Source organism: candidate division KSB1 bacterium (assembly GCA_034506255.1).
In the GTDB taxonomy this organism is placed as follows: Bacteria; Zhuqueibacterota; Zhuqueibacteria; order Zhuqueibacterales; family Zhuqueibacteraceae; genus Coneutiohabitans; species Coneutiohabitans thermophilus.
This window is the reverse complement of sequence record JAPDPX010000004.1, coordinates 1-26520: the sequence shown is the minus strand read 5'-3', so window position 1 is coordinate 26520 and position 26520 is coordinate 1. Positions and strand designations below refer to the sequence as shown.

23 protein-coding genes and 1 pseudogene are annotated in these 26520 nt (G+C 60.7%); 7 read left to right on the top strand and 17 right to left on the bottom strand.

The annotated features are described in order from the left end of the window. Nucleotides 1-170 precede the first annotated feature (170 nt). From ONB52_08790 to ONB52_08745, 10 genes are all read right to left on the bottom strand, one after another. Nucleotides 171-1523: a hypothetical protein gene (locus ONB52_08790; protein ID MDZ7416240.1), complete on the bottom strand. Its 1353-nt coding sequence runs from the start codon at nt 1521-1523 to the stop codon at nt 171-173. 817 nt (nt 1524-2340) lie between these two features. After that, nucleotides 2341-3513 (bottom strand): 4-phosphoerythronate dehydrogenase PdxB, encoded by a 1173-nt coding sequence (gene pdxB / locus ONB52_08785; protein MDZ7416239.1) that lies wholly within the window; start codon nt 3511-3513, stop codon nt 2341-2343. A 231-nt stretch (nt 3514-3744) separates the two neighbouring features. Beyond that, complete coding sequence (locus tag ONB52_08780; GenBank protein MDZ7416238.1) at nt 3745-4080, bottom strand: RNA-binding protein; 336 nt, start codon at nt 4078-4080, stop codon at nt 3745-3747. 225 nt (nt 4081-4305) lie between these two features. Further along, a complete protein-coding gene (locus ONB52_08775; GenBank protein ID MDZ7416237.1) occupies nt 4306-7539 on the bottom strand; it encodes an SNF2 family helicase in 3234 nt (1077 codons plus the stop codon). A 34-nt stretch (nt 7540-7573) separates the two neighbouring features. Then, nucleotides 7574-9592 carry a thioredoxin-like domain-containing protein gene (locus tag ONB52_08770; protein ID MDZ7416236.1) on the bottom strand — a complete coding sequence of 673 codons (2019 nt, stop codon included), beginning with the start codon at nt 9590-9592 and terminating at the stop codon, nt 7574-7576. Nucleotides 9593-10573: 981 nt separating this feature from the next. After that, the gene (locus tag ONB52_08765) at nt 10574-11002 is read right to left on the bottom strand and encodes an archease (protein ID MDZ7416235.1); all 429 of its coding nucleotides are present in this window, start codon (nt 11000-11002) and stop codon (nt 10574-10576) included. Between the two features lie 393 nt (nt 11003-11395). Further along, nucleotides 11396-12547, bottom strand: coding sequence for a nicotinate phosphoribosyltransferase (locus ONB52_08760; protein ID MDZ7416234.1), 1152 nt, complete (start codon nt 12545-12547; stop codon nt 11396-11398). A gap of 92 nt (nt 12548-12639) precedes the next feature. Further along, nucleotides 12640-13944, bottom strand: a complete 1305-nt coding sequence (locus tag ONB52_08755; protein MDZ7416233.1) for a hypothetical protein — start codon at nt 13942-13944, stop codon at nt 12640-12642. Continuing rightward, entirely contained in the window at nt 13944-14975 is a 1032-nt protein-coding gene (locus tag ONB52_08750; GenBank protein MDZ7416232.1) for an isochorismatase, read from the bottom strand. Before ONB52_08750 ends, ONB52_08755 begins: the two co-directional genes overlap by 1 nt. A gap of 61 nt (nt 14976-15036) precedes the next feature. After that, complete coding sequence (locus ONB52_08745; protein MDZ7416231.1) at nt 15037-15234, bottom strand: hypothetical protein; 198 nt, start codon at nt 15232-15234, stop codon at nt 15037-15039. A gap of 168 nt (nt 15235-15402) precedes the next feature. Between ONB52_08745 and ONB52_08740 the strand changes: the two genes are divergently transcribed. Next, nucleotides 15403-17037, top strand: a complete 1635-nt coding sequence (locus ONB52_08740; GenBank protein MDZ7416230.1) for a sodium:solute symporter — start codon at nt 15403-15405, stop codon at nt 17035-17037. A gap of 467 nt (nt 17038-17504) precedes the next feature. On the opposite strand, the gene ONB52_08735 is transcribed toward ONB52_08740, so the two are convergent. The 5 genes and pseudogenes from ONB52_08735 to ONB52_08715 all read right to left on the bottom strand — a co-directional run bounded on the left by ONB52_08735 (nt 17505) and on the right by ONB52_08715 (nt 21114). Beyond that, nucleotides 17505-18416: a proline dehydrogenase family protein gene (locus ONB52_08735; GenBank protein MDZ7416229.1), complete on the bottom strand. Its 912-nt coding sequence runs from the start codon at nt 18414-18416 to the stop codon at nt 17505-17507. A gap of 63 nt (nt 18417-18479) precedes the next feature. Beyond that, nucleotides 18480-19463: a D-glycerate dehydrogenase gene (locus ONB52_08730; GenBank protein MDZ7416228.1), complete on the bottom strand. Its 984-nt coding sequence runs from the start codon at nt 19461-19463 to the stop codon at nt 18480-18482. A gap of 115 nt (nt 19464-19578) precedes the next feature. Further along, nucleotides 19579-20025: a CoA-binding protein gene (locus ONB52_08725; protein MDZ7416227.1), complete on the bottom strand. Its 447-nt coding sequence runs from the start codon at nt 20023-20025 to the stop codon at nt 19579-19581. A gap of 332 nt (nt 20026-20357) precedes the next feature. After that, nucleotides 20358-20711, bottom strand: coding sequence for a DUF488 family protein (locus tag ONB52_08720; protein MDZ7416226.1), 354 nt, complete (start codon nt 20709-20711; stop codon nt 20358-20360). 163 nt (nt 20712-20874) lie between these two features. After that, a pseudogene (locus tag ONB52_08715) lies at nt 20875-21114 on the bottom strand (ferredoxin family protein). Nucleotides 21115-21355: 241 nt separating this feature from the next. Between ONB52_08715 and ONB52_08710 the strand changes: the two are divergent. The 4 genes from ONB52_08710 (at nt 21356) to ONB52_08695 (ending at nt 24848) form a co-directional block, all read left to right on the top strand. Then, complete coding sequence (locus ONB52_08710) at nt 21356-21787, top strand: ubiquinol-cytochrome c reductase iron-sulfur subunit (GenBank protein MDZ7416225.1); 432 nt, start codon at nt 21356-21358, stop codon at nt 21785-21787. 101 nt (nt 21788-21888) lie between these two features. Continuing rightward, complete coding sequence (locus ONB52_08705; protein ID MDZ7416224.1) at nt 21889-23040, top strand: cytochrome bc complex cytochrome b subunit; 1152 nt, start codon at nt 21889-21891, stop codon at nt 23038-23040. Between the two features lie 244 nt (nt 23041-23284). Next, nucleotides 23285-23779, top strand: coding sequence for a DinB family protein (locus ONB52_08700; GenBank protein MDZ7416223.1), 495 nt, complete (start codon nt 23285-23287; stop codon nt 23777-23779). Between the two features lie 85 nt (nt 23780-23864). After that, nucleotides 23865-24848: a BMP family protein gene (locus ONB52_08695; protein ID MDZ7416222.1), complete on the top strand. Its 984-nt coding sequence runs from the start codon at nt 23865-23867 to the stop codon at nt 24846-24848. 233 nt (nt 24849-25081) lie between these two features. Here ONB52_08695 and ONB52_08690 read toward each other — a convergent pair whose 3' ends face one another. Next, complete coding sequence (locus ONB52_08690) at nt 25082-25474, bottom strand: hypothetical protein (GenBank protein MDZ7416221.1); 393 nt, start codon at nt 25472-25474, stop codon at nt 25082-25084. Between the two features lie 96 nt (nt 25475-25570). Between ONB52_08690 and ONB52_08685 the strand changes: the two genes are divergently transcribed. Then, nucleotides 25571-25909 carry a transposase gene (locus ONB52_08685; GenBank protein MDZ7416220.1) on the top strand — a complete coding sequence of 113 codons (339 nt, stop codon included), beginning with the start codon at nt 25571-25573 and terminating at the stop codon, nt 25907-25909. Beyond that, complete coding sequence (locus ONB52_08680; protein ID MDZ7416219.1) at nt 25906-26340, top strand: hypothetical protein; 435 nt, start codon at nt 25906-25908, stop codon at nt 26338-26340. The genes ONB52_08685 and ONB52_08680 overlap by 4 nt, the downstream gene beginning before the upstream one ends. On the opposite strand, the gene ONB52_08675 is transcribed toward ONB52_08680, so the two are convergent. Further along, a partial coding sequence (locus ONB52_08675) for a transposase domain-containing protein (GenBank protein MDZ7416218.1) occupies nt 26288-26520 on the bottom strand: 233 nt, incomplete at its 5' end. The genes ONB52_08680 and ONB52_08675 overlap by 53 nt on opposite strands.

Genomic DNA, 26520 nt, shown 5'->3' with positions numbered 1-26520 from the left:
ACCGGGCCCGCGATCACACCGGCAAAGCCTTCAGACTTTCCGGCGAGCTTTCACGCCTGGCTGAGCCGTGGCCCCCCACTCAAAAAATCGGGCAATCCCGGTCGCTCACCGCACACCGCCGGTCGTCGGTGCCGGAGAGCTCCATTTTTCCTCTTTTCCTCCACAATGATTCAAAAGCGGTATGCGAGCGTGAAGGTGATCTCGTTGAATCGCAGCTCGGTGGTGGAAAGCCGCTCGTTGTAAAAATCGCCGGAACTGAGCCACCACTGCATCTCGCGCGTGCCGCGCTCGAACGCCATGTCCACCTGCCAGGCGGCCTTGTGCAAACCCAGGCCGAAGGTCATCACATTCGTCTGAATTTGACGGCCGAGATACCGGCCTTTGAAATAACGGTCTTTGTAGGGACTGGGGTCGGTGTAGAATCCCAGGCGGAGGGGGAATTCCACCCCGGAGGTGGCGGCGCGGTACTCCAGCCCGAGATGAATGGCATTGCCATCGAGCAGGCTGGCGTCTTGTTTCACACCGTTGTTGGAGACCCGGGCGGATGCCCAGGGTCTGGCTTCGTAGTCAAATGCCAGCGTCAAACGCGCCAGTGGTTTGAGCGCGAGACCCACGGTGTAAAACATGGGGAGTTCCAGCGCGAACTTGTTGAGCAAATTGGCGGGCGTCTCATAACTGACACCAATCGTGTCTGCAACGACGAGGGTGGGAAGCGAGACGGACTCACTTTTTTCCACGATCTCAAACCGCCAGCCGGGCGTCAGCGTGACGCCCAGTGCCAGCCAGTCCATGGGTCGGGCCTGAATGCCCACTGTTGCAAATGAGCCGGAATATGCCTCCTCGTCGACGAAGGAATAAAAGACTGTTTGATCCAGAAAGACGGATTTGAGCTCGAGTTTGTACTTCGAAAAACCATCCAGCAGGTGAAAGCCGGCACCCAGGCTGAGTTGCGGCAGGAGATCGACGGCCAGCAAGGGCGAGACGGCGTAGAGGCCGCCGGAGGGGGTTTCCACCTCCGCGGAGGTGCCGGCAGGATAGATGTAGAAGGTGTCGGTGGTCTTCTGCGCCAGCGGGCTCATGCGATGGTAGGCGAAACCGGCGGTCAGCCGGCGCCCGCCCAGGCTGAAAGAATAAGCCGCACCGGCGAAGCCGGGCAGCAGCCGCGGCGCAATTTCCGAAACCACTTTCATGCCGGCAAGCGGTTGCAGTGCGACCTCCTGGCTGTTGAGATTGAGGCTGCCATCCACCGCGAGACGCAGGCCGGGAGCTTGCGCCAGGCCGGCAGGACTCCAAAGCATGGTCTCCAAAGAACGGGAACTGGCAACGTGTGCCCCTCCCATCCCCAGGGCGGCGGCGCCCACCCGACGGAAATTCAATTCGAATTCCCGGTCAAGCGAGCGGGCAAAAAAACGTTGCGAGACAATGCGGCGCGCATTGTTGGGGTCTTCGAACTGCGCCAGCGCCTGCCCTGGCAGGAGCGGCAGCAACAAGCCCAGCAAGACTGGTAATGTGATCTTGCGCATGGCAACTTCCCAAAAGAAAGTCTGATATGGATTGCAACCTTTTCCGCACGCCGGTCGTCTTAGCAGCAGAAACGAAGCAGCCCCCTGACGCCGGGCTTCATTGGCAGAATGGCCAAGGAAGCAGGCACCTGCATGCAGCAGCTTCGTTTCCGCAGAACGTGAGGCTATCGACGCTTGACTTGGCGGTCCGTCGGTAGCCTTTTTTGTTTTAAGCCAGATTGTCCGGCATGGCCGGGCCTAATGAACAGACCGGCAGCCGGCAACCAATTTCGACGTGGGCACAGCTTGCCTTTGGCACGGCTGCCCTGGAACGGAAGAAACCCTGGCTCGCAACGCCCAAGACCCGGCCAGGATGACGTTTGCGCCTGTATTTGTCGGAAATCGTGGCCTGCTGACAAAAGAGTCCCTGCATCAAGCCGATCGTTTCATCAAGAACTTCGGAGTTTTCATCCGCATAAAAGTTCAAAAATCTCGGCGGAGCCGAAGCGGGAACATTTCCGCACAGACTCTGTTTTTCTTTTCCGGGGGAAGTTGGATTTCTATGCATCCTGCAGGTACAGCAAAGGCGGGAAGGTTGTCCTGAACAGCATCACACTGCCTTACTTTTCGCGTGGCGTGTTTATAGCAAAATTTGGCTGCATTGTCAAGGCAAATCTCTGCTTGCGTGTAATCCCGAGGAACGTGTGGAATGGCGCAGGCGTCCCTGTCTGAAAACAAGAAGTCCGCGCTCCGTCCCCGCACGTAACTGAGCGATTACGCAGGTGTGCAAACTCGCATTCGCTGCGCCGCAATCTGTGCGGCAGCGCGGCGCGGGGCTTCATGCCGCGATGGCAAAGCCGATTCCCCGCAGTTTTTCCAGCACCGCGGGAGCCATGCCGCGGGCGGCCACATGATAGTTGGCGAACTCCCGGCGGTAGTTGTACTCGTGGCGCAGTTTGTCGAACCAGTGCCCCTGTTCTTCCAGGGTGGCGTGCGGATCGGCCAAGACCTGCCGCAGCCGGGCATCGTCTGCGGCGATGTCATAAGCCTGACGTATGACGGCGAGCAATTGACTTTCGCCGGAGGCGGGGATCGGCGGCACCAGCTCGATGCGGGGCGTCGTGACCGGCGGCAGGAAGAGCGAGGCCTCCCAAGCCGGCGCCACGCCAAGAAACCGACAAGCCGCTGCATAAATCATCATCGTGGCGCGCAGCTTGCCCTCGAGGGAATATCCGGCGATGTGCGGGGTGGCCAGGGTCGTGCAGCGCACCAGTTCCGCATCAATTTGCGGCTCCCCCTCCCAGACATCGAGGATGGCGCCGGCGAGGCGGCCGCGCAGCAAACTCTCCTTGAGGGCGCGATTATCCACCACCGGCCCGCGCGCGGTGTTGATCAACAGGCATTCCGGCCGCAGGTGTTGCAGGATTTTCTGATCGATGAGATGAAAGGTGGGATCCGGACCGCTGCGGGTCAACGGCGTGTGCAGCGTGAGAATATCCGCCCGCAGCAAATCTTGCAGGGGAAGAAAAGTGTGGCCGGAGGAATCCCCTTCGGCACGCGCACGCGGCGGATCATTGAGCAAAACGCGCAGCCCCAGGGCACGCGCCTTTGCCGCGACTTTGCTGCCGACATTGCCGACCCCGACGACGCCAAGGGTCAAGTGTTCGAGCCTCTGCCCGCGCCGCACCGCCCAATACAGCAGGGCGGCGCAAACATACTCCGCCACGGCATTGGCGTTGCAACCGGCGGCGCTGGCAAATTGAATGTTGCGGTGCCGCAGGTAATCGAGGTCCACGTGATCCGCGCCAATCGTGGCGGTGGCCACAAACTTGACCGGCGTGCCGTGCAACAGCGCGGCATTCACCGGCGTGACCGAACGCACCAGCAGCAGATCCGCTTCGTGCAACAGCGCGCGCGTGATGGCCCTGCCGGGCAGGAGACGAACGCTGCCCAGCGTCGCGAATGCCGCCTGAACAAAAGGGATATTCTCGTCGGCAACGATTTGGAGCATGGCACGGGTCGATTGCAGGATGCTCCCGGGCGCCGGTTATGTCTCGCCGGCGGCGCAAACGGGGCTCCCTGCCGGTTGACGGGCAAACGCACGGGGCTGTCCGACAAATTCCCAACCCCGGCGCTCCGCCGGGGTTGGGAATTCGTGTTGTGCGAATTCAGGGGATTTGGCAGCGGCAAAGCCATTGCAAAAGCTGTTTCGAGAAGCTGACGATGACAAACCGGCGGGGAGTTAAAACCGGCTGCCAAAGCCGCCGCGGCCGCCACCACCGCTGCGGCCACCCCGGCCACCCGCGCCCCGACCACCGCCGCCACCACGCTTGTCGGCCTTCGGGCGGGCTTCATTCACGATCAGGGAGCGCCCCTGCATTTCCCTGCCGTCCATCTCTTTCATGGCCGCGATGGCCTGCGCCTTGGAAGGCATTTCGACGAAGGCAAAGCCCCTGGGCTCTCCGGTAAACTTGTCCTTGATGAGCGTCACCGAAGAGACCTCGCCGTGCGCGGCAAACGCCTCGCGCAGCTCATCCTCCGTCACCGACCGTGCGATGTTACCCACGTAAATGTTCACGGTACCAGACTCCATTGTTAAAGAATTAGCCTCCCTCCGCCCGGACCGACAGAGGGAGGAATCAGCCCGCATTCTCGGGTTACATCGCGACGCGTCGGTGCAAGTGACTCGCGAAACAGGTCGGACGAACTGATGAGCGGGAGTGGATTGAATTTGGTTGCGGCCTGCGGTGCAACGGCTGCCGGCGCAACAACGCACGCGCAGCCCCGCTGCCGCAACGCTTTTCTAGCTGAACAAAATTGCGATATCCTCCGCGCTCAGATGCTTGAACAATCCGGCGTCGGTGGTGATCAAATCCGCAACCAGGGCTCGCTTGCGTTCCTGCAACTGCAGAATCTTCTCCTCCACCGAATTGCGCACGATGAGTTTGTAGGCAAACACATTCTTCTCCTGGCCGATGCGGTGGGTGCGGTCGATCGCCTGCGCCTCGGCGGCGGGATTCCACCAGGGATCGTACAGAATCACATAATCCGCCGCGGTCAAATTCAAACTGAAACCACCGGCCTTCAGACTGATGAGGAAAACCCGGGTCCGGGGATCATTCTGAAACCGGTCAACTTGCGACTGGCGGTCGCGCGTGTGGCCGTCGAGATAGGCGTAGGGGATGCCCTGCTCGTCGAGTCGGCGGCAGATCAGCCGCAACATACGCACAAACTGGGAAAACACCAGGACTTTGTGTTCCTCGGCCAGGATGTTTTCCAGAAGGTCATTGAGCGCATCAAATTTGCCCGACACCGGCGCCACCTCCTGCTCGATGAGCGAAGGGTGACAGCAAATCTGGCGCAGGCGCATCAGGCCCTCCAGCACGTACATGCGCGAACGCTCCAATCCCTGCAAATCGATTTGGCGCATCACATGCGCGCGGTAGTAATCGCGCCAGCGCTCGTAGAGCTTGCGCTGCTCGGGGAGCATGTCGCAATAAAAAAGGTTTTCAACCTTGGCGGGCAGCTCCTGCGCCACCTCCTGTTTGGTGCGGCGCAAAATGAAGGGAAAGATCATCCGGCGCAGCAGGCTGGCCGTGGCGCCATCGCGTTCGCGTTCGATCGGCCGGGCAAAGGCGCTGCGGAAATAATTCAAACTGCCGAGCAGGCCGGGATTGAGAAACTGGAACTGGCTCCACAACTCCTGGGTGTTGTTTTCCACCGGTGTGCCGGTGAGCACCAGCCGGTGGTTGGCCTGCAGCAGGCGTGCTGCCTTGGCGGTCTGGGACAGCGGATTCTTGATGTGTTGGGACTCGTCGAGAATGGCATAATGGAAGCGGACCTCCCGCAAAAACTCGATGTCACGGCGCAGAATGCCGTAGCTCATCAACACCACGTCATAGCCGTCGAATTTTTTGACGCGGCGGCGGTCCAGGCCGGCATGGGTCAACACCTGCAACTCGGGGGTGAAACGCGCCAGTTCGTTTTGCCAGTTGAACAGCGCCGAAGTGGGGCACACAATCAGGCTCGGCATGGTGATGCCGCGGTTTTTCTCGCTTTGCAGCAGGGCAAGCGCCTGGATGGTTTTGCCCAACCCCATGTCGTCCGCCAGGCAGCCGCCGAAGCGGAATTCCTGCAGAAAATACAACCAGTCCAGGCCGCGCTGCTGATAAAGCCGCAGCGTGCCCCGAAAGTTGCCGGGCAGTGGCTGCGCTTGAATCCCCTTGAAATGACGCAGCCGCTCCCGGCTTTCGCGATAGCCCGCATCCGTCTCTTGGCCGTCCGCGTGCTCGAGCAGGGAGTCGATGAGAGTGAGATGATAACGCGATACCTTGATCCGGTCGCTTTCCACCTCGCCGAGATTGAACATGTGCGCCAGTTGCTGCTGCCATTCCTCCGGCAGCAGCGCCGTGCTGCCGTCGCTCAGTTTGACGTAGCGGGTTTGATGCAGCAGGGATTTGCGCAGCTCCTTCAGCGAAAGCGCGATGCCGTCGAAATCGATGCCGAGGCGGCAGTCGAACCAGTCGATCTCGGTGTTGACCGCCAGGCGCAACTGCGGTTGTGCCCGGTTCACGCGGAATTGTTTGAGGCGGTCTTCGCCCAGAACCACGAAGCCCTGTGCAATCAGCTTGGGCACTTCGAACAGCAGCCAGTCCAGCGCCCGGCTTTCACGCAGCACGAATTCACCCGTGGTGCTCTGCCGCGCGCCGGTGGCCACCAGCTTCTCGCGGGCGGCCATTTCCGCCGCGTAATCGCGCCGCACACGCAAAAAACTCAGGCCGTCACCGTGATGCAACAACAGCTCTTCACCCCCGTCTGCCGGGATGGTTTCCGGCGCCTGAGACTCCACCTCCCTGCCGCCATAAACGAATGCCAAACGCACCACCAGCGTGTCATATTGCTCGCTGAGATGCAGGCGTTTTTCGGTGAAATGGTCGATCACCGGGATGTGGTTGGTTTGCGGCAACGCCAGGCAGGACAGCAAGCCGGGAATGCGCTCGATCGTGCCGAAAAACTCGCTCAGCTCGGTGTGCGGCACATACAAGGCCCCGGGGTTGCCCGCCAGCGAAAGCAAAAAATCGCGCGGCACCGTGCCCTCCACCTTGATCAACTCATCCTCGTGCACCACCCAGGCGGGTTGCGTACTCAACAACCGGGTGTTCGGACCAATCACCAGGGTTTCGTGGTTGCGAATGAGGGTGGGGCGCAGCAGAATGCCGCCTTCGACGTTTTCCAGATGAATTTGGAAGCGACCGGGGGTGGCATCGACCTGCAGCGGGCGGGTACGCTCGTGATCCGCCTGCCAGAAGAACTCACTGTCGCGCAGCAAGTCAAACAGCATGCCGATTTCAGCTCCGTATTCCAGGCTGTAGCCCAGTCGATCAACGTAACCGTTGAAAGGGTATTGCGGGGGGAGGTACCGTTTTTCGCTGTAATTGTCCAGCATCATCAGCGCCAGATTTTCGCGCTGGGTGCAGGTCACGCGGTAGTATGGCTGCTCGTGAATGGAAGTGGGATAAGCCGCGCCATAAGTGCCGTCCTTGCGGCGGCGGCTGCGATACGGAGTAATCTGCCATTCTTGCGGCCCCAGGGCCAGGACGAAATAAATGCCCCATCCCTTGCGCTCGCCGGCCGGATCCAGCCGCAGGGGCTTGGCAACTTTGCCGGGATGATGCGTGCAGGTGAGCAGCTCGCGCCAGCTCCTGCTCTGCGGAGTGGCGGGCGGCGTGCCATTACCATTGGACTTTTTCTCCGCCCGCCGGGAATACTCATGCGAGGCATAATAGTCGCGCGCCTGCAACAGCGCCGCGACCACGTGCGGACACGTGAGGGGATGTGAACAGGTGCAGCTCGTGATGAAGTGGTTGTCCTGGCGCTGGATTGAGACAATCTGGGCCGGGAAGTCATTGACCTGGGCGGAAAAAAAATCGTCATCCGTTTCCAACAACGTCACCAGTCCGGCTTCATACCAGCGCATGCCGCGCCGATAGGCCTCCTGCGTCGCCAGGCCGAGTATTTCACCATTTTTGATTTGCATCGTTGCGCAACCCGGGATCGTCTTTATTCCATAATTACAAGCCCGCACCGACTTGATGATTGGCGCTTTCGCCGTCGAACGGACTGCGCCCTGCCACCGGCGCATCAGTTAGCTCCAATTGGTGACCGCCGGTGCCGGCGATTGCAACCGGTATTTCATAAACCGCCTGCCGCATCAGGCACAGACCACCGGCCTGATCGCAGTAGGAATACACCAATTCCACCCGCAGAGCCGCGGCCTGCTCGGCGGCGGCAACCTGCAGGGGCAGGGTCACCTCCGGCTGCGATGGTGCCAGCGTCACGCCATTGCCGGGCGGGCGCAGCGCCTGGTTCCGGCTGCGCACCAAGATTTGCAGCGGCGCGCCTTGATTGAATTCCGTCTGCGGCGGCAGGATGATGCGAATCCGCAGCGTGGCCTCGCCCGGCTGCAGCGTTTGTTCGGGCAGGCGCTGCACCGGCGTGCCCATCATCACCAGATGCTCCGCCACCGGCAGGGCCTGGGGCTTCAGACGCAGGGTCGTCGTCTGCCGGGTGTGCAGATCAACCACCCGCACCGCATGATTGTTGGTGTCGGCCACATAAAGCCGGCCCTGCAACAGCGCCAGCCCCGAAGGTTCAAAAAAGCGCGCGGCCGCGCCGTTTTCCAGACCGGGCCTGCCGTCGCCCACCAATGTCTTGCACAGACGCAAATTCGGATCCAGCACTTTGATCTTGTGATTGTAGGTGTCCGCAAGAAAGATTTTGCCGTCATGGAAACAAACGCCCAGCGGGTGTTGCAGACGCACGTTGTCGCCGCTGCCGTCCTGATCGCCGAACTGAAAGAGATCGCCACCCGCCAGGGTGCCGACTTTATCGGTGCGCAGATCGATCTGGCGCACCGCCGAAATCTCGCTGTCCGCGATGAACAGCCGCAGCAACGCATTGCCGATCACTTCCCCGGTGATGCCGCTCGGCTGCGCGAACGCCGCGCTCAGGCGCTCGCCGTCACGGCGGGCTTCATGGCCGCTGCCGGCAAACGGCTCCACCCGGTTGGTCTTCAGATCGATCGACCAAATCTGGTGCGGGCCGGCCATCGCGATGTAACCGGTGTCGCCATGAATGAAAATATCCCACGGCGAATTGAGTGCGATCTTGCGGCCGGGGCCGCCGCGCTGACCGTAGCCGCCCTGTTCGCCGGTGCCGGCAATGGTCGTCACGCTGCGGCCGACAAAATCCACGCGGCGCAGCAAATGGTTGTCGGTATCGCAGACAATCAAATCCTCCCCGTGCCACGCCATGCCCTGCGGTCGGAAGAAATGCGCGGTTTCAAAATCACCGTCAGCACTGCCCGCCAGACCGCTGCCAATGATCTCCTGAATCGTGCCGTCCGGCCGGCAAACCAGCAGGCGATGATGGCCCGAATCGGCGATCACCAGGCGCTGCGTGCGGGCCTCGGCAACGATCTTGCCGGGAAAACTCAGCAGGGACTCCGGCCACTCGGGCTGCTCCAGTCGCACCGGCAGGGGCGTATTGTCCAGTTTGCCCTCTTCTTGAAAGACCGTCAGGCCGACTTCGATATAGTTGTCCAGGATCTCGCGATTGCCTTCCCCGGAAAAAACGCCGAGCAAATAGCCCTCCGGATCGACCAGGATGAGCGTCGGCCATGCCCGCACGGTGTAGGATTGCCAGATTGTGTAGTCGGGATCCACCACCACCGGGTGTTCGATGTCATGGCGCAAGATCGCCTGGCGGATGTGCGCCGCTTCCTTCTCGTTGTGAAATTTCGCCGAGTGCACACCGATGACGGCAAACGGGCGCCCGGCGTATTTCTCTTCGAGATATTTCAGGTCCGACATCACATGCAGACAGTTGATGCAGCAATACGTCCAGAAATCCAGCAGCACGATTTTGCCGCGCAGTTCGGCGAGCGTGAGCGGGCGGCTGGTATTCAACCAGATCGCACCGGCTGGAAACTCCGGGGCTTTGATTTTCACCCGGGTGCGAACTTCGCGAATCTTTTCACGGATTTGGGATTGTAACGCCAGGCGGTCGGCTGCAGAGCGAATTGGGGTCATGAGGATTAAGCTTTCGGTTCGGCTTGCACAGTTCGGCTGAAACTTTCTGCTGCTGGGCAAGTGGCGAAAAATAGGCAAATTGCCAAAGAGATACAAGCAAGAATTCCGGCAAGAAGGTCGAAGTTGAAATGGAAAAAAGCATTGTTTTTGTTTGACTGACAGCGCGGCGGGCCACCCGGGTCCGCTGCCGTGCGATTCCTCCGGCAGGAAGCGGCGGTTTCGTTTCCTCACCATCCTCGTGCTGCAAGCCCGCGGGTGGCAACCGCTGTCAGTGAAGTAGAAGCAAAGGCCTCGCGTGCAGGGGCAAGACGAGTTTATCGTTTGCCGGCAGGGCAGGGTGCAGCCCTTTCCTGAGAGGCCGGAGCCGTCACCTTTCCTTAAAAAGGCCGCGGCTCAGACTGCCAGCCCAATAGCCCTACTTAAATTTTGCACCCAGCTTTCTCCCCTCCACCAGCAACGCCGATTTGATCGCAACGCCCAACCACCCAGGGGGTGCATAAAAAATTTTGCACGCAAACGTGCGGTCAACTCCGGCAGGAGTGACTTGCTTGGCCCTCCCGAAAAACCGCGCCAGATCAGGAGAAACTCCACAGCCACTCCCGGAGGAGCTTGAAGACACGTGGGAGTCCCATGTCTACAGGCAGTTCGTTCTTCACGGAGTTTTGTGAACACGCCATTTATCGGGGGCAGCAACAAGCCGGCATGCAAAATTCAGCAACGTAACGTGTGGCATGGCGCCGGCCTCCCTGCCTGCAGACAATAAGGTCTGCGTTGTGTCCGCACACGCTACGGAAGCAGTACCTGTCCAAAAAATTTTGGTTGCAGCTCGAAAACCGCACGGTGTTTCCGCGGTTGAGAAACGCCGTATGCCAAGCCATTTTCCCGGAAAGCAAACACAGTGCAGAATTCCGGCATGTTTCCCCATGCCGGCAGGATGCCTGTGCGCCAATCATCGTGTGCGGCAGGGAGGCGCGTTCCGCGTCACACATCAAAAATCACCTGCGCTTCCCAGCCGGCGGCGGTTTCGCGCAGATGCAGGCCGTGATAGGTTACCGCCTTGATTTCGGTTTTGATTGTGTGACGTTGCAGATCGATCCTTTCGCCGCGGGCCAGGGCGGTGAGGGCGGTGGGGGAAAATTTTTCGATCTTGAATTGTGAAAAGACTTCCAGGCCGGTGAGGCAGTGGAAATTCAACTCGGCCAGCCAGGCAACCAGCAGCGCTTCCACGTCGCTGGCAGTGACGCTGATCGTGCGCGCCAACACGGGCCGGATCGTTTCCAAATCGGTGATGGCATCGAACAGGGCACGCGCCGCGACGATGAACAATTCCGGCAGGGTGGCGGCGTAAAGGCGATAGCCGACATCCGCCGTGTGATCGATCGGCTCGAAGCCGGAAGAGGGTATGGACATGACGCCGGCCTCCTGGCGCCCCGGGAGGCAAAGAAGTGTGAAAACGCAAAAGACGTGTTCAGGGCGTCGCACTGCGCCCCGCAGGCCAGCGGGGCGCACGACGCTTTCGAAAACTTTCAAATGGGTGGATTCTCATCCAAGAATGACAGCCCGGCCACGGCGGGGGGGCGCGAAAACCGTCGTGACCGCGGAGCTTTTGAAAACTGCGAGACGCCGGGAATGCAAAGCAATACACGCGTTGCGGCCTTCGCGGCTTCGTGCTTCCATTTGGTTGCGGTATGCTGGCCGCGTCACGAAGTGATGTGCAACGTCCCGGCGCTTGCAGAGCTGGCGGGGTGAACCGCGGCAGCGATGACTTGCCCGCCGCCGGCCGCTGCAAAAATTTTCTGGGCGTCACATGCCGGAAAGCTCAACCTGCTGCAACTGCTGCAAGACATATTTGCGGATCACCGTGGGCGGCTGGGGCTGGTACAGCACGTTGCCGTTGCGCATCATCTGAATGAACAGCGGTTCCATGTCGCCGTTCACTTCATGCGCCACCGGCTGCACGATGCGCTCGCCGGTTGTGCGATTGCGCCAGAGATGCTTGCGGCCGGATTTCTTGCCGCGCTTGGCGACGGGCTTGCCGTCGATCTCGACGATGTCCATGGCAAAATCCATCACCGGCGCATTGGAAATCGCGGTGCCGACGCCATAGGCATCGGCGATGACGTTGTATTGCAGGATTTTTTCCTCATCGATGCCGCCGGAGAGGAAGATCTTCACGTGCTGATAGCCGCGCAAATCGAGCTCCCAGCGGATTTCGCGCGCCAGGCTGACGAAGTCACCGCGGCGGTTGCTGGGAGTGTCCAGCCGGATGTAGGTGAGCCGGTCGCCGAGTGCCTCGGCGACGCGCAGCGCTTCGAACTTTTCGTCATTGAAGGTGTCGATCAAAATCGCGCGCGGCACGTCCGGTTCGATATAGCGGTCGAAGGCCTGGGCCGCGGCAACGGTGTCACCCACCAGCAAAATGAAGGCGTGCGGGATCGTTCCCGAGGGCTTGATGTTGAGCAGATTGGCCGCGGCCACGGAGGCCACGCCATCACAACCGCCGATGAAGGCGTTGCGTTCGATCATCGGCGCGATGGCGGGGTGCATGCGCCGCGCACCGAAGCTGATCACCGGCCGGCCGGCGGCAGCCTTCTTGCAGCGCGCCGCCCGTGTGGCCACGCCGGTGGCCTGGCTGAGCAGGCCGAGCAGCGCGGTTTCAAACGGCCCGAAGTCAAGGTAGCGCCCCTCGATGGTGAGCACCGGTTCGTCTTCGAAAAACAATGAACCCTCCGGCAAGCCGTCAACCGACACCGGCAACCGCCGGAGAATCGTCATGGCCTCCTCCAGGCCGGCGAAGATGCCCCAGTTGTTGGGTCGGGGAAATTTTTTCAGAATGAATTCCACCGCAACGTGCGCATCCCTGCCCAGCTCGGTGAGCATTTGCCGGGTGCGCTGAAAGTACACGTCGGTGACCTGGCCGGAGAGAATGTCTTCGGCGGAGGCGAGGTGAAACATGGCAGCATCCCAGTTTGATGAACGGTGCAAGATCGCGAAAGCTTCAGACGGCGCGCAATATAGAGAAAATCCCGCTGGCAAACAACAACGATTCAGGGGCATTTCACCCGCAGCTTCAGCGTGTCGCCGCGCTGCTGGAGAATTTCGACGGCGAGCCCCGGCACCTGTTTGTGCAGCCGGGTGAGAGAGGCGAGTGGCAGGGGGCGGCGCCGCAGCAACAGGTCGCGGGTGGTATCCGCGGGGGCCGAGGTCACGCGAAAAATGTCGTGCACTGCATTGTCTTCGCCGCTGCGGCCGTCGGCTTCGAGCAAATCGCTGGAGCCCCCGCTGATGCGCCAAATCAGCAGGCCGCCGGCCTCTCCGGCGGCGCGGCCGGGCAGGCCGCGATCATAACCGCGATGATAGCGGCGATGCTCGAACAGCAGCGCAAAGCCCTGCTGTGGCACCTGCCACAAGTAGAAATTGTGGCGCGCGTCGCCGTACACGAGCGTGACCCTGCGATTGCAGGGCATTTCATGCAACGCCAGCCAGCCCAGGCGGGCGCGAAACCACGGATTGAGAGGCGCGGGACAGTTGCCAAAACCGCCCGCCACGCTGTTCTTGTGGCCGTTGCCCATCATGTCCCACAGGGCGACATCATGGTGCATCTCACCAAGCATGTGATTCATTTCATGACAAAACGGCCCCATGTGGGAGAGGCGGGCATGGCGTGCCTCGTCGTAATCGTTGGCGCCGCCGGTGAAGGTCCAGCGCTCGGAGGAGAAAAAGAATTCCGGCAGCGGCCGCGCGTCGCACACCCCGAAGAGGCGGGCGCCCTTGCCGCGGCGGTTGCCGGCATAAATGATGACCATCCGGCGCTGTGGCGTGATGCGCACATCAAGGCCGTGGCGGGCGGCTGCCTGGCGGGCATGTTGGTAAAGCTTGTCCCAGTTGGCCGCGCCAAAATAAGCCGTTTTGCGCGCACCCAGCGGCAGCCAGCGCGGCAGGCCGTCGGCAGTGGAGTCATTGAGAATCTGCACGACCGGGACATATTTGCCGCCCGACATGTCGGCAAAGTAATCGACGAAACTGCCGAACACCGGCTCGCCCTCGGGCGAGCGCATGCCGGTGTGTTCGGTGAAGTAGCAGCCGCGGGAGGCCATCATATTGTGGAAATCCCGCCAGCGGTAAACACGGTCAAAAGGAATGCGAACGCCGGCGGAATCATACCAGGCATGGGTCACATCATCGAATTCCACCAGCAACAGAGCCAGCGTGTCGGGCGCGATCGGCAGCCGCGGCAGCCCGGCAAAGCGCTGCAAATCGACCATCTTTTGCGCATGGCCGGCAGTGGCGATCACAAAACAGAGAAGACCGGCACGCAGGCGGCAGCAGCGTGCCGTGAGCGGCGCGGTCATCAGGCAATCCCCGGCCAGGAGGCGATGGGTTCGGTGGAGCGCACCACGTGCATGCCGGCTTCGGCAAAGCGGCGGAACGCGGCTTCGGCTTCATCGGTGTAGTCGATCACGCCCGGCACCACCACCGGGGAGGTGCAGTCTTCCAACAGGTAGACCTTGCGGGCGAGCGCGGGATCCGTACCCCCCATTTCGTTGAGCAGATCCGCGATGGTCCACGCCACGCAATGGCTCTTGGCCTGGCCGGCGATGATCACCACATCGAACTCCAGCAGCTTGTTGAGCAGCCGCGTATTCTTGTGGGCAATGATCTTGCCGTGCGGGCCGGTGAGCACCTCGGGCCGCAACACGGAGTAATTTTCGGTGAGAGGGTTGTTGCCCTTCACTTGAAAATCCGGCTGGCTGTGACGCGCCATGCTGTGAAAGAAGATGGCTTCCTCGACCGCGGAGACCAGGGCATGGCCGATGCCGCCCAGCATGGCGTGATAGGGCCAGATGGTGAGCGCATATTTGCCGCCGCGCTGCAGTGTTTCGACGTAATGCTGCAAGTATTGCTGCCCCTCCTGCACGTCGAGCTGGAGATTGTCGGCCACCGCGGGATTGAACCGCCATTTGCCCTGCGCCACGTCTGCAGCGGAGATCAGGGTGTAGGGCGCGGGATGTTCGCCCTGCTCATTCACCAGGAAAATCGCATGAAAAATTTGCATGGCCTGATGGGTGTCCAGGGTGGGGCAGATTTGCGTCAGGCGGTGCAAATTGCGGTAGATGAATTCGCACAGGCGGCGGTTGTCCTCCACCGCGCCCCGGCCGGAACGGCCGCCGACAAACAATTCGAACCCGGGAACGCAAAAGGTGTTCTGCACATCCACGGTGAGCAGACAGATGCGGAACCGGTCGCGTGCGGCCGGCATGATGCCGTGCTGCCGCGCCCAGGCCTCGGCAGCGCGCGCGCGCTCCTGATAGGGTACGCGCCACACTTCACCCACGCTTGCGGGATTGAAATGCGCCGGTACGGGAAGTTCTGTTTCGGTCATGTTTGCATACTCTCCTGCAGGTTTTTTGGTGTTGCACGAGCGACAGCGCGATGGTACGATTTTAAACGATAAAACAAAAGGGCGTGGCGGCGGCTGGAACACGCACGGCCTGGCCACAGGCGGCCACGGTATTGCACAGCCGCCTGCGGATGCAGAGGGGCCGCCCCTTGCTTTCTTCCTTTTCGCTTGTTAGCTTGTTGCCACGCAAAAACCTTTTGACCTTGTTGTTGTCTGCCAGGTCCGTGCGGCGCTTTTTCATGCTGCGCGCCCTTCCGCGGCAGGGGCGGCATGCCTGCAAGTCCAAACTGCGGACGCCGGTCGAAGCGGATTGGTTCCAGGGCCCGGGCGGCGTCGCGGTTGTGCCACCGCAGTCCGGCTCATACCAAACCACGAGTGACTCTAAAAAATTTAAGGAGGAGGAAGGAAGATGGGATCGGTGCACCTTGTCGATGTGCTCATCATCGCCGGCTATTTTGCGCTCATGCTGGCAATCGGCTACTGGGCCTTCCGCAAAGGCAAGGAGGAAAGCGCGGATTACTTTCTCGCCGGCCGGGATGTCGGCTGGCTGGTGGTGGGCGCGAGTTTGTTCGCCTCCAACATCGGCAGTGAACATCTGGTGGGCCTGGCCGGTTCCGGGGCTGCCGGCGGCCTGGCAGTGGGTCACTTCGAATGGCTGGCCTGTTTGATTCTGCTGCTGCTGGGCTGGCTGTTTGTGCCTTTTTATTTGCGCAGCGGCGTGTACACCATGCCCGAGTTTCTTGAACAGCGCTACAACGCTGCAGCGCGCTGGTATCTGGCCACGGTGTCCATCATCGGCTACGTGCTCACCAAGATCAGTGTCACGCTCTATGCCGGTGCGGTGGTGATTCGCGAGCTGACCGGCATGGACATGCTCACCAGCGCCATTGCCCTGGTGATCGTCACCGGGCTTTATACCATCGCCGGCGGCCTGCGCGCGGTGGTCTACACCGAGGTGATTCAAACCTTCGTGTTGATCTTGGGATCGGTGACGCTCACCGTCATGGGGCTGGTGGAGGTCGGCGGCTGGCAAAAGCTGACCGCCAGCCTGCCCGCAGATTTCTTTTCGATGTGGAAGCCGGTGAGTCATCCGGATTTTCCCTGGACCGGCATCGTCTTCGGTGCGCCCATCCTGGGGATTTGGTATTGGTGCACGGATCAATACATCGTGCAGCGCGTGCTCGCCGCGCGCAATCTCGAACAGGCACGGCGGGGAACGATCTTCGCCAGTTTTCTCAAAATTTTGCCGGTCTTCATCTTCGTGCTGCCCGGCATGATCGCAGTGACCCTTTTCCAAGACATCACCTCCGCCACCGCCGACCGCGCCTTTCCCAGCCTGGTCACCCGCGTTCTGCCCATTGGGTTGAAGGGCCTGGTGATCGCCGGGTTGCTGGCCGCGCTGATGAGCTCACTCAGCTCGGTGTTCAACTCCTGCTCGACCCTGATCACCTGGGATCTCTACAAAAAGTTGCATCCCGGCGCCAGCGAGCACCAGTTGGTCATGGTGGGCCGCGTCGCCACCGGCGTGCTGGTGGTGCTCGGGTTGATGTGGGTGCCGTTCATGAAATACATCTCCTCCCAGTTGTACATTTACCTGCAAAGCGTGCAGGCTTACATTGCGCCGCCGATTGCCGCCTGTTTCCTCTTTGGCCTGTTCCTCACCCGGCTCAATGGCAACGGCGCCATCGCGGCACTGTTGAGCGGTTTCGTGCTGGGCGCGTTGCGGCTGATTTTGGAGCTGGCCAACGGCATCGACAAAACCGGCCTGCCGGACGGCACGCTGTGGGCCTGGCTCGCCGAGATCAATTTCCTGCACTTTGCCGTGCTGTTGTTCGTGATCTGCACCGCCATTCTCATCGGCGTGAGCCTGCTCACCCGGGCGCCCTCCCGGGATCATATTGCCGGATTGACTTTTGCCACCACGCCGGTATCCGCCCGCAGCGCGACGGCGAACGCCGGCATGAAAAAACAGCATCAGATCAACATCCTTCTCTCGCTTGTTCTGGCGGCCACCATCGGCGTGCTGTGGATCATCTTCGCCTGAGGTTGTGTCACCCTGCCTGACCGGAGGCCGCGACTTGCAGACAAAATCCTGCGAGGTTCCCGACGCCCCGTGCCCCACTCTGCTCCGGCTCCTCGCTGGATGACGAGGCGGGTGGATATGGCATACCCCGGCCCGGCCATCGAAAAAACGACTCCCGCACGACGCTTTTCTTCTGCGGGAGTTGCTTTTTGCTGCCGGGACAACCGAGGCTCGTTTTGCGCGAACTGCCCGCGCTCAGGGCAAATCCGGGGATTTGACCGCATGTTCCGGGCGGGGGCACTGATCCTGACGGGGCGCGCTTCTGTGAGCATCCTGCCCCGCACAGAATTGCGTCTGCACCTGCCCAATTATCCAGCACGCGCACACCGGTGTGCAGCCTGCCAGAAGGGACGGAGATTTCATCCCGACAGAGGGGGCTTTGCCACAGCCCGGCCGGTGCGCAAACAGTGGAGCGCGCGGCAACTGTTTCAGGAGGATTTCAAACCCAGAAATTTTTGCATGACATAGCCGGCGATTTGGGGGTTTTCCTGCAGCCGGCGCACAGAGTAGGCGTACCATTGCCGGCCAAACGGCACATAGATGCGCAGGCGATGGCCGGCATTCACGATGACGTCGCGCAGCTCTTCATCGACGCCCAGCAGCATTTGAAATTCGTAGGCGGTGGGCGGCAGCTTCAATTCATCCACCAGGCGCATGCCGTCCCACACCAGGCGCTCGTCATGGGTGGCAATGCCGACATAGGCGCCGCGGTGCAGCAACTCATGCAGCAGGTAAGTGAAATTCTTGTTGATCAACTCGCGGTTCTTGTAGGCCAGGCGGCGCGGCTCGACGTAGATGCCCTTGCACAGTCGCAGATTGGTGGGCTTGCCGTCGGCGAGCAACTGGCGCACATCCTGCAGCGAGCGCCGCAAATAGGCCTGGATCACCGTGCCGACGTTGTTGAACTCCTGCCGCAGCAGTTCGTAGAGACGCAGTGTGTCGCTGGTGCAGGAGGAATCCTCCATGTCGATGCGGACAAAGTTGCCCAGCTCCTGCGCGCGCTGCACCACCCGCCGGACATTCTCCACGCAGAAGTCGAAATCCAGCTTCAGGCCGAAGGCGGTCAACTTGATCGAGATGTTGCTGTCGAGCTTTTCGCGGTCGATGGTTTCGAGGGCATGCAGATAGCTTGCCGCGGTGGCCGTCGCCTCGTCGCGCCGGGAGACGTGTTCGCCGAGAATGTCGAGCGTCGCCATCATGCCGCGCTGGTTGAGCGCGCGCACGGTGCGCACGGCATCGGCAATTTGGTCGCCGGCGATGTAACGATTCGCGACGCGGCGCACCAGGGGCTTGGGCACCAGCGGCAGTGTCGCCACCACCAGCCGGTTGAGCAACTCCACGTTTTCCTCCTCCCGTCCGTACCCAATAAGGTCTGCGGTTGGCGGGCCGCAAACCGGTTCTGTTTACCTGCGATGCCTGCCCCACACTTCCACATTGACCAGATTGGGCGGCCTTTCGCCGCGCAAACCGGCAAGAAGATTGTTGGCCGCCATGGTCGCCATTTTGCCGCGGGTGGCAATGGTGGCGCTGGCGGTGTGCGGGGTCAAAACCACATTTTCAAGGGTGAGCAAATCGGGGTGAACAGCGGGCTCGTTTTCGAAGACATCCAGGGCGGCGCCCGCCAGGCGGCCCTGCCGCAGCGCGGCGGCGAGCGCGGCCTCGTCCACCACCGGACCGCGGCTGGTGTTGATGAGATACGCGGTGGGTTTCATCAGCCGCAGCGTGTCGGCGTTGATGAGATGGCGCGTGCCGGGCAGCAGCGGCACGTGCAGGGAGACATAATCCGATTCGCGCAACAGCTCCGGCAACGGCACGCGGCGCGCACCGATCTCCTGCTCCAGCACGGGATTGGGCGTCTCATCCGTGTACAGCACGCGCATGTTGAAGCCGCGGCTGCGCAGGGCCATGGCGTGACCGATGCGGCCGGCACCGACAATGCCCAGAGTGCAGCCGGTGACATCGCCGCCAAGAAACATGAGCGGGCCCCAGCCTTTGAACTTGCCCGCCCGCAAAAACCGCTCGGATTCGGGAATGCGGCGGGCAATCGCGAACAGCAGAGCCCAGGCGTGATCTGCCGTGGCCTCGGTCAGCACCCCGGGGGTGTTGGTGACCAAAATGCCGCGGGCCGTGGCCGCCTGCAAATCGATGTTGTCGAAACCCACGGCATAGTTCGCCACGACCTTGAGCTGCGGGCCGGCGGCGTCCAGCAGCTCGGCGTCGATGCGGTCGGTGAGCAGCGTCAACAGGCCGTCGCAGCCCCGGACACGGTCGAGCAGCTCGGCGCGGGTGAGCACGCGGTCTTCGTGGTTCATCTCAAAGCCCGGATGGGCCGCGCGCAGCAGGTCAAGCCCCGCCTGGGGGATGGGTCGAGTGACGTAGATTTTCATGATCGGCTGGAATTGGTGAAAGAGGACGTGAGTGGCGGGGTATGCCGCCGGCCGGCACGACGCGCCAACCCCGGCGGAATACCCTGCCGTCAACATGATGCACGGGGTGGGAATCTCAGGCTGCCGCCCGCAACAGCCGCAAATGATCCATGTACATGCAGTGATCCTGCACCACCTGGATGCCGGCCGCGGCGAGCTTGTGGGCCGCTTCCTGATGGCGAATGCCGGTCTGCATCCAAAAGACCCTGGGTTTTGGCTTCATCTGCAGTGCCTGCAGCGCATGCGGCATGACGTTTTTGGGCGCGCGAAAGATCTGAACAATGTCAACCGGTTCGGTAATGTCCTCCAGCGACGCGAGGCAGCGTATGCCAAACACCGACTCATAACGGGGATTCACGGGGATGATCTTGTAACCGCGGGAATGCAGATAGGCGGGAACTGTGTGCGCTGCTTCGTGAAGCCGGCTTTCATCCTTGATGCCAACCACGGCAATGACGTGGCTGTTTTTGAGGATTTCCCGGATCACATTGTCATCATCAATGATGAAGTCATGCCAAGCCATTTTGCCTCCTGAATTGCTGGGGTGAACTGCCTGCAATTGAATACTCCTCCACTCCGAAGGCATCGGTACGGTATTCCGCAGCATCCATCCTGGCAAAACGTTCCTTGCAAACCCTCAACCGAAACCTGCGGCCAGCGGCGGGGTGGTCAGCCGGTTTCGGCAAAAACACCAGAGCCTGATCATGCTTCCGCGCACGGCGGGCACATGTCAGGCTCCCGGGAGGTGTTGCTCGCGCCGTCCGCGGAGGCGGACGGCACGGATGAAACATAAATGCGCAACTTCTCCATCTTCACATCATCCTGTGGCATGCCGTGAATCAGCCACTGGCAGATTCAGCCCTGCCAGCTCTCCAACAGCTCCTTGATGATCACTGCATTGTTGCGTTGCGGGTCCGAGGTGCCGTAGAGCAGGGTGACCGGCCCCTCACGCACCATCTGTTGCAACCGTTCGAGCAGCGGCCGTTTGTCTTTCGCATTCAGCTCGGCGCGGTAGCGCTGGCGGTATTGCGGCCATTGGTCGAGATCATAGCCATGCCGCCACAGCTCATAGGAGGGGGCGAGTTCCTTCAGCCATTGCGACACCGCCGCCGCGCGTGTGCTGACCCCCTCCGGCCAGAGCCGATCTACGAAAATGCGCACGCCGTCACCCTCCCCGGCTTTCGCATAGATGCTTTTGCATTGAATCATAAGCAAACAAAAAAGGAAGCCAGCAACTCATGACTTCCTTGTGCAGTTCCCGTGATCCGAACGTCACCCGCGCGCCGCGGGGGAGGCCGCGCCGGTGAGCAGGGTCAGAGTTGAGGCAGCAGATTCAGCGGCTGAGACCGAACGCGCGATAGTTGTAGTCGATGTATTCCGCCCATTTGGCCGGCACTTCGCTCTCCGCGAAGATCGCCTGCGGCGGACATTCCGGCTCGCACGCACCGCAATCGATGCATTCCTGTGGATGAATGTAGAGCATGTTTTTGTAGGCCGGATCGCCTTCCTGCAGTTGGGTTTTGTCCAGCTCGTATATGCAATCCACCGGACAAACATCCACACACGCTTTGTCCATCACATCAACGCAGGGTTCAGCGATGATGTATGTCATACTGCCTCCACTTTGCTGCAGTCCAAGAGAACAAGAAACCTTGCACAATGAATCACAGCCCAGCCGGTTTTGAAACGGGCGCAATATAATAAACCGGCCTGTGCAGCGCAACTGTTATTTTGCCGCCCGGGCAATTTCCTGTTGAATTTCTAAAACCCGCTGGTTATACTGTGCGCGTTTCGGCCTGCCGGCACGCCTGCGAGCCGGAGAGGGGCCCGTTGCGTACCAGCCGAGGTGACCGATGACACGACGCACGTTTTTCGACAGAATTTTCGCCGCCCTTTTTGGAAGCACTGCTCTCGCCTTCGCCGGGTCGGCACTCGCCTACCTTTATCCCAACAGGAACTTCATCAGCGGCACGCGCCAATTCTCCAATATGGCGGGGCAGCCCATCCTGGCAAAAGAGATCGGCGAGGGCCAGTTCAAAAGCGGCGTCGCTCTCGGTTCGCCGGTCATTGTCCAGCGCCAGAACGGCGAGCTGCTGGCGCTGTCCGCGGTCTGCACCCATCTTGGCTGCACGGTCTCCTACATCGAGGATGAGCAGATTTTTCGCTGCCCGTGCCATGGCGGTGAATATGATCTCGATGGCAGTGTGCTGGACGGCCCGCCACCCCGGCCGCTGCCGCGCCTGAACGTCAAGGTCGAAGAAGACGGCAAAATCATCATCTCCTGACCCATGCCGGATCATCCGACAATCCCGCCGGGATCACCGGACCCGGCGCCGTGCCACCCCGCCGTTCGATGTGAACGCTGAGCCAAACCGGATCAAACTGCATGGCTGTGAAAGCCTGGCTGGCTGAAAGACTGCCGCTGGAATTTCTCCGTCGTTTCACGCACGAGCAACTCTCCGAGCTGCAACCCCGTCACGTCAACTGGTTGCACACCCTGGGATTCACCGCCCTCCTGCTGTTCCTGATGCAGCTCGGCACCGGCCTCCTGCTGCTCTTTTACTACAAGCCCGGCGCCCAAACCGCCTACCACAGCGTGCAATTCATTACCGAAAAGGTGACGCTCGGCGGATTCATCCGTCAAATGCACGTGTGGGGCGCATCCTTCATCGTCACCGTGGTGCTGCTGCATCTGCTGCGCGTGTATTTCTCCGGCGCGTACAAAAAGCCGCGCGAACTGACCTGGATGGCCGGCATGGGACTGTTGCTTGTCACCCTGCTGTTCACGCTCACCGGCTATCTCCTGCCCTGGGACCAGGTGGCCTACTGGGGCACGGTGGTCGCCACCGACACCACCAAGGAAGTGCCCCTGCTCGGGCCCTTCCTGCTTCAGCTCGTGCGCGGCGGCGAAACGGTGAGCGAGTTGACGCTTACCCGCTTCTTCGCGCTGCATGTGGTGGTGTTGCCCATGGCGCTGTTCGCGCTGCTGGCGCTGCACTTGTTCCTGGTGCGCTATCACGGCATTGCGCCGCTGACGCGCACCGATGAGCCGCCGTCAACCGAGGAGCAACTGCGCGCTGCGGGCGCCCGACCCTACTACCCCGATCACTTCAAACGCGAAGTCCTGATCGCCTACAGCGCACTTGCCGTGCTGGTGGCGGTTGCCCTCTGCCGCAAACCGCATCTTGGCGAGGCCGCCAATCCGCTGGTCACGCCCACCGGCATCAAACCGGAATGGTATTTTCTGCCGGTGTATCAAAGCTTGAAATATGTGCCCGGCTGGCTGGGGGTGTTGGGCAACGGCCTCCTCGTACTCTTTCTGCTGCTTTTACCGCTGCTCGACCGCAACCCGGAGCGCCATCCGCGACGCCGCAAGCTGGCCTTGTGGGCGGGCATTCTCTTCCTTGCCGGCGGCCTGGTGCTTGGCCTCCTCGGCCATCTCTCCGATACCACGCGTGAGCTCTTCGGCAGGAGGGTGCATTTCGACAACAAAGGCTTGCCGCGCGTGCTGCCGGAGGGTGAAGCCGCACCTCCATGAGAGCGCCGTGCACGCCTCGCCGGTTTTTGCCCTGCGTGGCAAGGCTGGCCGTGAACCCTTGGCTCTGTGAGACGCGAAATGCTGTGAGCAAAACATTCCCGCAACGATCAGACCGTGGTATTGCAATCCAGGAGTTGGCGGGCGCCCGCAACCTCGACAACCGCGCCTCAGCCCAAATCGCCATGCTCCTTTTACAATTTGGCGGCTCACGCCGCTGCCGGTCAAGGCAACCGAAGGCACTGCCATGAATGACAAGCTCACCTCATCTGCCATCGCCTTCCTGCTGGCGATCATCGACCAGGCCTACGATCACAAATCGTGGCATGGCACCAATCTGCGCGGCGCCATTCGGGGACTCTCCGCCAAAACCGCGGCATGGCGGCCCAATCCCAAACGCCACAACATTTGGGAGATCGTCACTCATGCGGCCTATTGGAAATATGCCGTGCGCCGCCGGCTCTTGGGCGAAGCGCGCGGCTCCTTTCCCCTAAAAGGATCCAACTGGTTCGTGCGGCCACAGGAGTTGACCGAGGCGGCGTGGAAAGCCGACGTCAAACTGCTGGAGGACATGCATCAGGTGCTGCGCACGGCCGTTGCCGGACTCGCTCCCGGCCGTCTGCGTGAAATTCCGGCGGGCAGCAAGCTCGACAACTTCACCGTGCTTACCGGCATTGCAGCGCACGATCTTTATCATGCCGGACAGATTCAATTGCTGAAACGACTGGCGGAGAGGCGTTAGTGCGGCAGTGCCACCGAACCCGCCGGCGACGCCACCAACAAAATCAAACATCACATTTTTCCCCATTCATCGGGATTGAATTCCCATGAAACGATGGTCACTGCTCGGTCTGTTTTGCGGAATGACGGCAGTGCTGCTGCCTGGTTGTCAATCACAGCCCGCCCCGCCGGCGGCCTTTCGCGCCGCGCTGCTCTCGCCCGGCCCGGTGAGCGACGCGGGGTGGAATGCCAGCGCCTACGAGGGTCTGCGGCGCATTCGCGACGAGTTGCAGGCGGAGATTTCGCAAATCGAGGTGAAAACCCCCGCGCAATTCGAGCAGGGTTTTCGTGATTATGCCAGCCGCGGCTTCAATATCGTCTTCGGCCACGGCTTCGAGTTTCAAGATGCCGCGGCAGCCGTGGCGCCGGATTTCCCCAACACGGTGTTCATCACCAGCAGCGGCACCACCGTGCGCCCCAATGTGGCGCCGCTGGTGTTCGAGATCGAGCAGGCGACCTATCTCATGGGCGTCATGGCGGCGCTGCTGTCGAAAACAGGCAAGGCAGGTTGCGTCGGCGGCATGGCAATCCCCTCGGTGAAGAGCGGCTTTCAGGCGCTGGCGGCGGGCGCGCAATCCGTCAAGCCGGACTTCGTCGTGGTGCAGAGCTTCATCGGCAACTGGGAGGATGTGGGCGCCGCCAAGGAGGCCACGCTGGCACTGATCGACCAGGGCGCCGATTTCATTTTCCAAAATGCCGATGCCGCCGGCCTGGGTGTGTTTCAAGCGGCACAGGAGCGCGGCGGCGTCTATGTTTTTGGCTCCAACAAGAATCAAAACGAAGTGGCACCGCAGGTGGTTCTGGCGAGCGCGGTGCTGGATGTGCCGCAGGCTTTTCTCAACGTCGCCCGTGCCGTCAAGGAGAAAACCTTCAAAGCGAAAATCATGCGCATGGGCATGAAGGAAAACGTCGTCGCGCTCGTGATCAACCCGGCCTTGCAGCACGTCATCCCTCCTGCCGTGGCGGCCCGGGTGGAGAAAGTCAAACAAGACATTCTCACTGGTCAAATCACGGTCCCCATGGGCTTTTAATCGGCCGGCAATGCGCCATTGCATCACGACGAAGGCGCGAACAGCCCGGGTGAAAATGCCTGTCTGCCTGCGGTATCCCCGCGACAGACGATGTCTTTGCTCCGGGTGAAGCGCTTCATATACTCGACCGGGAATCCCTTGCACCATGTCATTAATTTTTCACCTGAAATTTTGCATGCTGGCTTGCTCTGCCCCCGGAATGAATGGCGTGTGCACAAAACTCCGTCAGTTCTTTATTTCAAATGTGGGACCGCCCTGACTGTGAAATTCGCCTGTTTGCCGACGGCGTCACGGCTTTTCTCCCACGAAATGGCTTTTTCCGTGAGATTTCCGTTTTCGTGGGCGGATTGTTTGTGTTTGACTCTGACACCGAGGCTGGAATCACTGTTGTGCTGCCTGAATTTTGCATGCTGGTTTGCTGTGGTACGGAAGAAATGGCGTGTGTGAAGTGCAACCCTGTCGGAGTTAACCGCACGTTTGTTTGCAAAATTTTTTATGCACCACCTACTGGGTGGTCGGGCGTCGCGATCCAATCGGCGTTCCCCGCTGATGGGATCGATCTGGTTGCAAAATTCAGAGCCAAATATTTTTGATGAAATCCCGCCTGCTTGTTTCTGCCATTTCATCTTACTGCTGTTGCCACGTATCCCCTCGGTGAACCGCATCTTTCCTCTTGGTGAATCGCTGCGTATCTTTGCGCAAAATTCACCAGGAGGAGTCCCATGTGGTCTCGCAGACGGCGGGTGTGTCCCGCGGCGCGTCTTGCCCTCATCAAAAAGTATCTCGCCAGCGGTCTGACTCAGAAACAATTCTGCCAGCGGGAAAAACTGGCTTACCCCACGTTTCTCACCTGGCTGCGAAAGTACCGTGCCGCTGAAAGCCAAGCCCCCAATTTGCGCCCTGCCGCCCCCGGCTTCGTTCCGCTCCAGCTTGAACCGACCGCCCACCGCGCCGCATCCTGCACCCTGGAGTTTCCCAACGGCGTGTTGGTCCATTTCTCGGGCGACATCGCTGTGCAATTGCTCACCCGCCTGTTGCGCGCCGCCGGAGTAGAGCCATGATCGCACTCTCTCCCGGCCTGAGATTTTATCTCTATTCCCATGCCACCGACATGCGCAAGAGCTTCGACGGCTTGTCCGGGATCGTCACTTCCATTTTGGCGCGTGACCCGTATCCACCCGGTGAACCCATCTTGAAGCTTGCCACAGTAAGAGATATTTTTGAACTTTTTTCAGCGCGCGCTTTTGTGGCGACCAGCCGGAAATGGCAACCGAATGGCAATTCAGCCAACAACACTGTGGCCGGGATAGATCTTCTGAGAAAGGCCCTCTCCGGACAGGGAGCAGTATTGCAGCGAACGAGCGACAGCGGGGGAAAATACGCTGGTGGCAGGAAATATCAAATCATCAAGCCTCTTGCGACTGGGGCAGGGCCCAATCTCAAGAAGTCGGCGTGCGCCAGTTTTGCGGAAGCAGCGCGGCGATCTGGGTGATGGGATGGTCGGGCAGGTGGCTGAGAATATCGCGCAGATAAGCCAGGGGTTCCACCTGATGCAGCTTGGCGGTGGCCACCAGGGTGTAAATCATCGCGGCGCGTTTGGCGCCTTCATGCGAGCCGGCAAAGAGATAATTCTTGCGACCCAATGCCACCGGTCGAATGGCATTCTCAACCA

Excerpts from the sequence above, each read along its gene's own strand:
- ONB52_08730 (MDZ7416228.1), bottom strand. The coding sequence starts at position 19,463 with ATGAAAATCTACGTCACTCGACCCATCCCCCAGGCGGGGCTTGACCTG.
- ONB52_08705 (MDZ7416224.1), top strand. The coding sequence starts at position 21,889 with ATGGCTGTGAAAGCCTGGCTGGCTGAAAGACTGCCGCTGGAATTTCTC.
- ONB52_08690 (MDZ7416221.1), bottom strand. The coding sequence starts at position 25,474 with ATGAAATGGCAGAAACAAGCAGGCGGGATTTCATCAAAAATATTTGGC.
- ONB52_08750 (MDZ7416232.1), bottom strand. The coding sequence starts at position 14,975 with ATGACCGAAACAGAACTTCCCGTACCGGCGCATTTCAATCCCGCAAGC.
- ONB52_08720 (MDZ7416226.1), bottom strand. The coding sequence starts at position 20,711 with ATGATTCAATGCAAAAGCATCTATGCGAAAGCCGGGGAGGGTGACGGC.
- ONB52_08745 (MDZ7416231.1), bottom strand. The coding sequence starts at position 15,234 with ATGAAAAAGCGCCGCACGGACCTGGCAGACAACAACAAGGTCAAAAGG.
- ONB52_08725 (MDZ7416227.1), bottom strand. The coding sequence starts at position 20,025 with ATGGCTTGGCATGACTTCATCATTGATGATGACAATGTGATCCGGGAA.
- ONB52_08760 (MDZ7416234.1), bottom strand. The coding sequence starts at position 12,547 with ATGTTTCACCTCGCCTCCGCCGAAGACATTCTCTCCGGCCAGGTCACC.
- ONB52_08685 (MDZ7416220.1), top strand. The coding sequence starts at position 25,571 with ATGTGGTCTCGCAGACGGCGGGTGTGTCCCGCGGCGCGTCTTGCCCTC.
- ONB52_08775 (MDZ7416237.1), bottom strand. The coding sequence starts at position 7,539 with ATGCAAATCAAAAATGGTGAAATACTCGGCCTGGCGACGCAGGAGGCC.
- ONB52_08740 (MDZ7416230.1), top strand. The coding sequence starts at position 15,403 with ATGGGATCGGTGCACCTTGTCGATGTGCTCATCATCGCCGGCTATTTT.
- ONB52_08695 (MDZ7416222.1), top strand. The coding sequence starts at position 23,865 with ATGAAACGATGGTCACTGCTCGGTCTGTTTTGCGGAATGACGGCAGTG.
- ONB52_08755 (MDZ7416233.1), bottom strand. The coding sequence starts at position 13,944 with ATGACCGCGCCGCTCACGGCACGCTGCTGCCGCCTGCGTGCCGGTCTT.
- pdxB (MDZ7416239.1), bottom strand. The coding sequence starts at position 3,513 with ATGCTCCAAATCGTTGCCGACGAGAATATCCCTTTTGTTCAGGCGGCA.
- ONB52_08790 (MDZ7416240.1), bottom strand. The coding sequence starts at position 1,523 with ATGCGCAAGATCACATTACCAGTCTTGCTGGGCTTGTTGCTGCCGCTC.
- ONB52_08680 (MDZ7416219.1), top strand. The coding sequence starts at position 25,906 with ATGATCGCACTCTCTCCCGGCCTGAGATTTTATCTCTATTCCCATGCC.
- ONB52_08700 (MDZ7416223.1), top strand. The coding sequence starts at position 23,285 with ATGAATGACAAGCTCACCTCATCTGCCATCGCCTTCCTGCTGGCGATC.
- ONB52_08770 (MDZ7416236.1), bottom strand. The coding sequence starts at position 9,592 with ATGACCCCAATTCGCTCTGCAGCCGACCGCCTGGCGTTACAATCCCAA.
- ONB52_08710 (MDZ7416225.1), top strand. The coding sequence starts at position 21,356 with ATGACACGACGCACGTTTTTCGACAGAATTTTCGCCGCCCTTTTTGGA.
- ONB52_08765 (MDZ7416235.1), bottom strand. The coding sequence starts at position 11,002 with ATGTCCATACCCTCTTCCGGCTTCGAGCCGATCGATCACACGGCGGAT.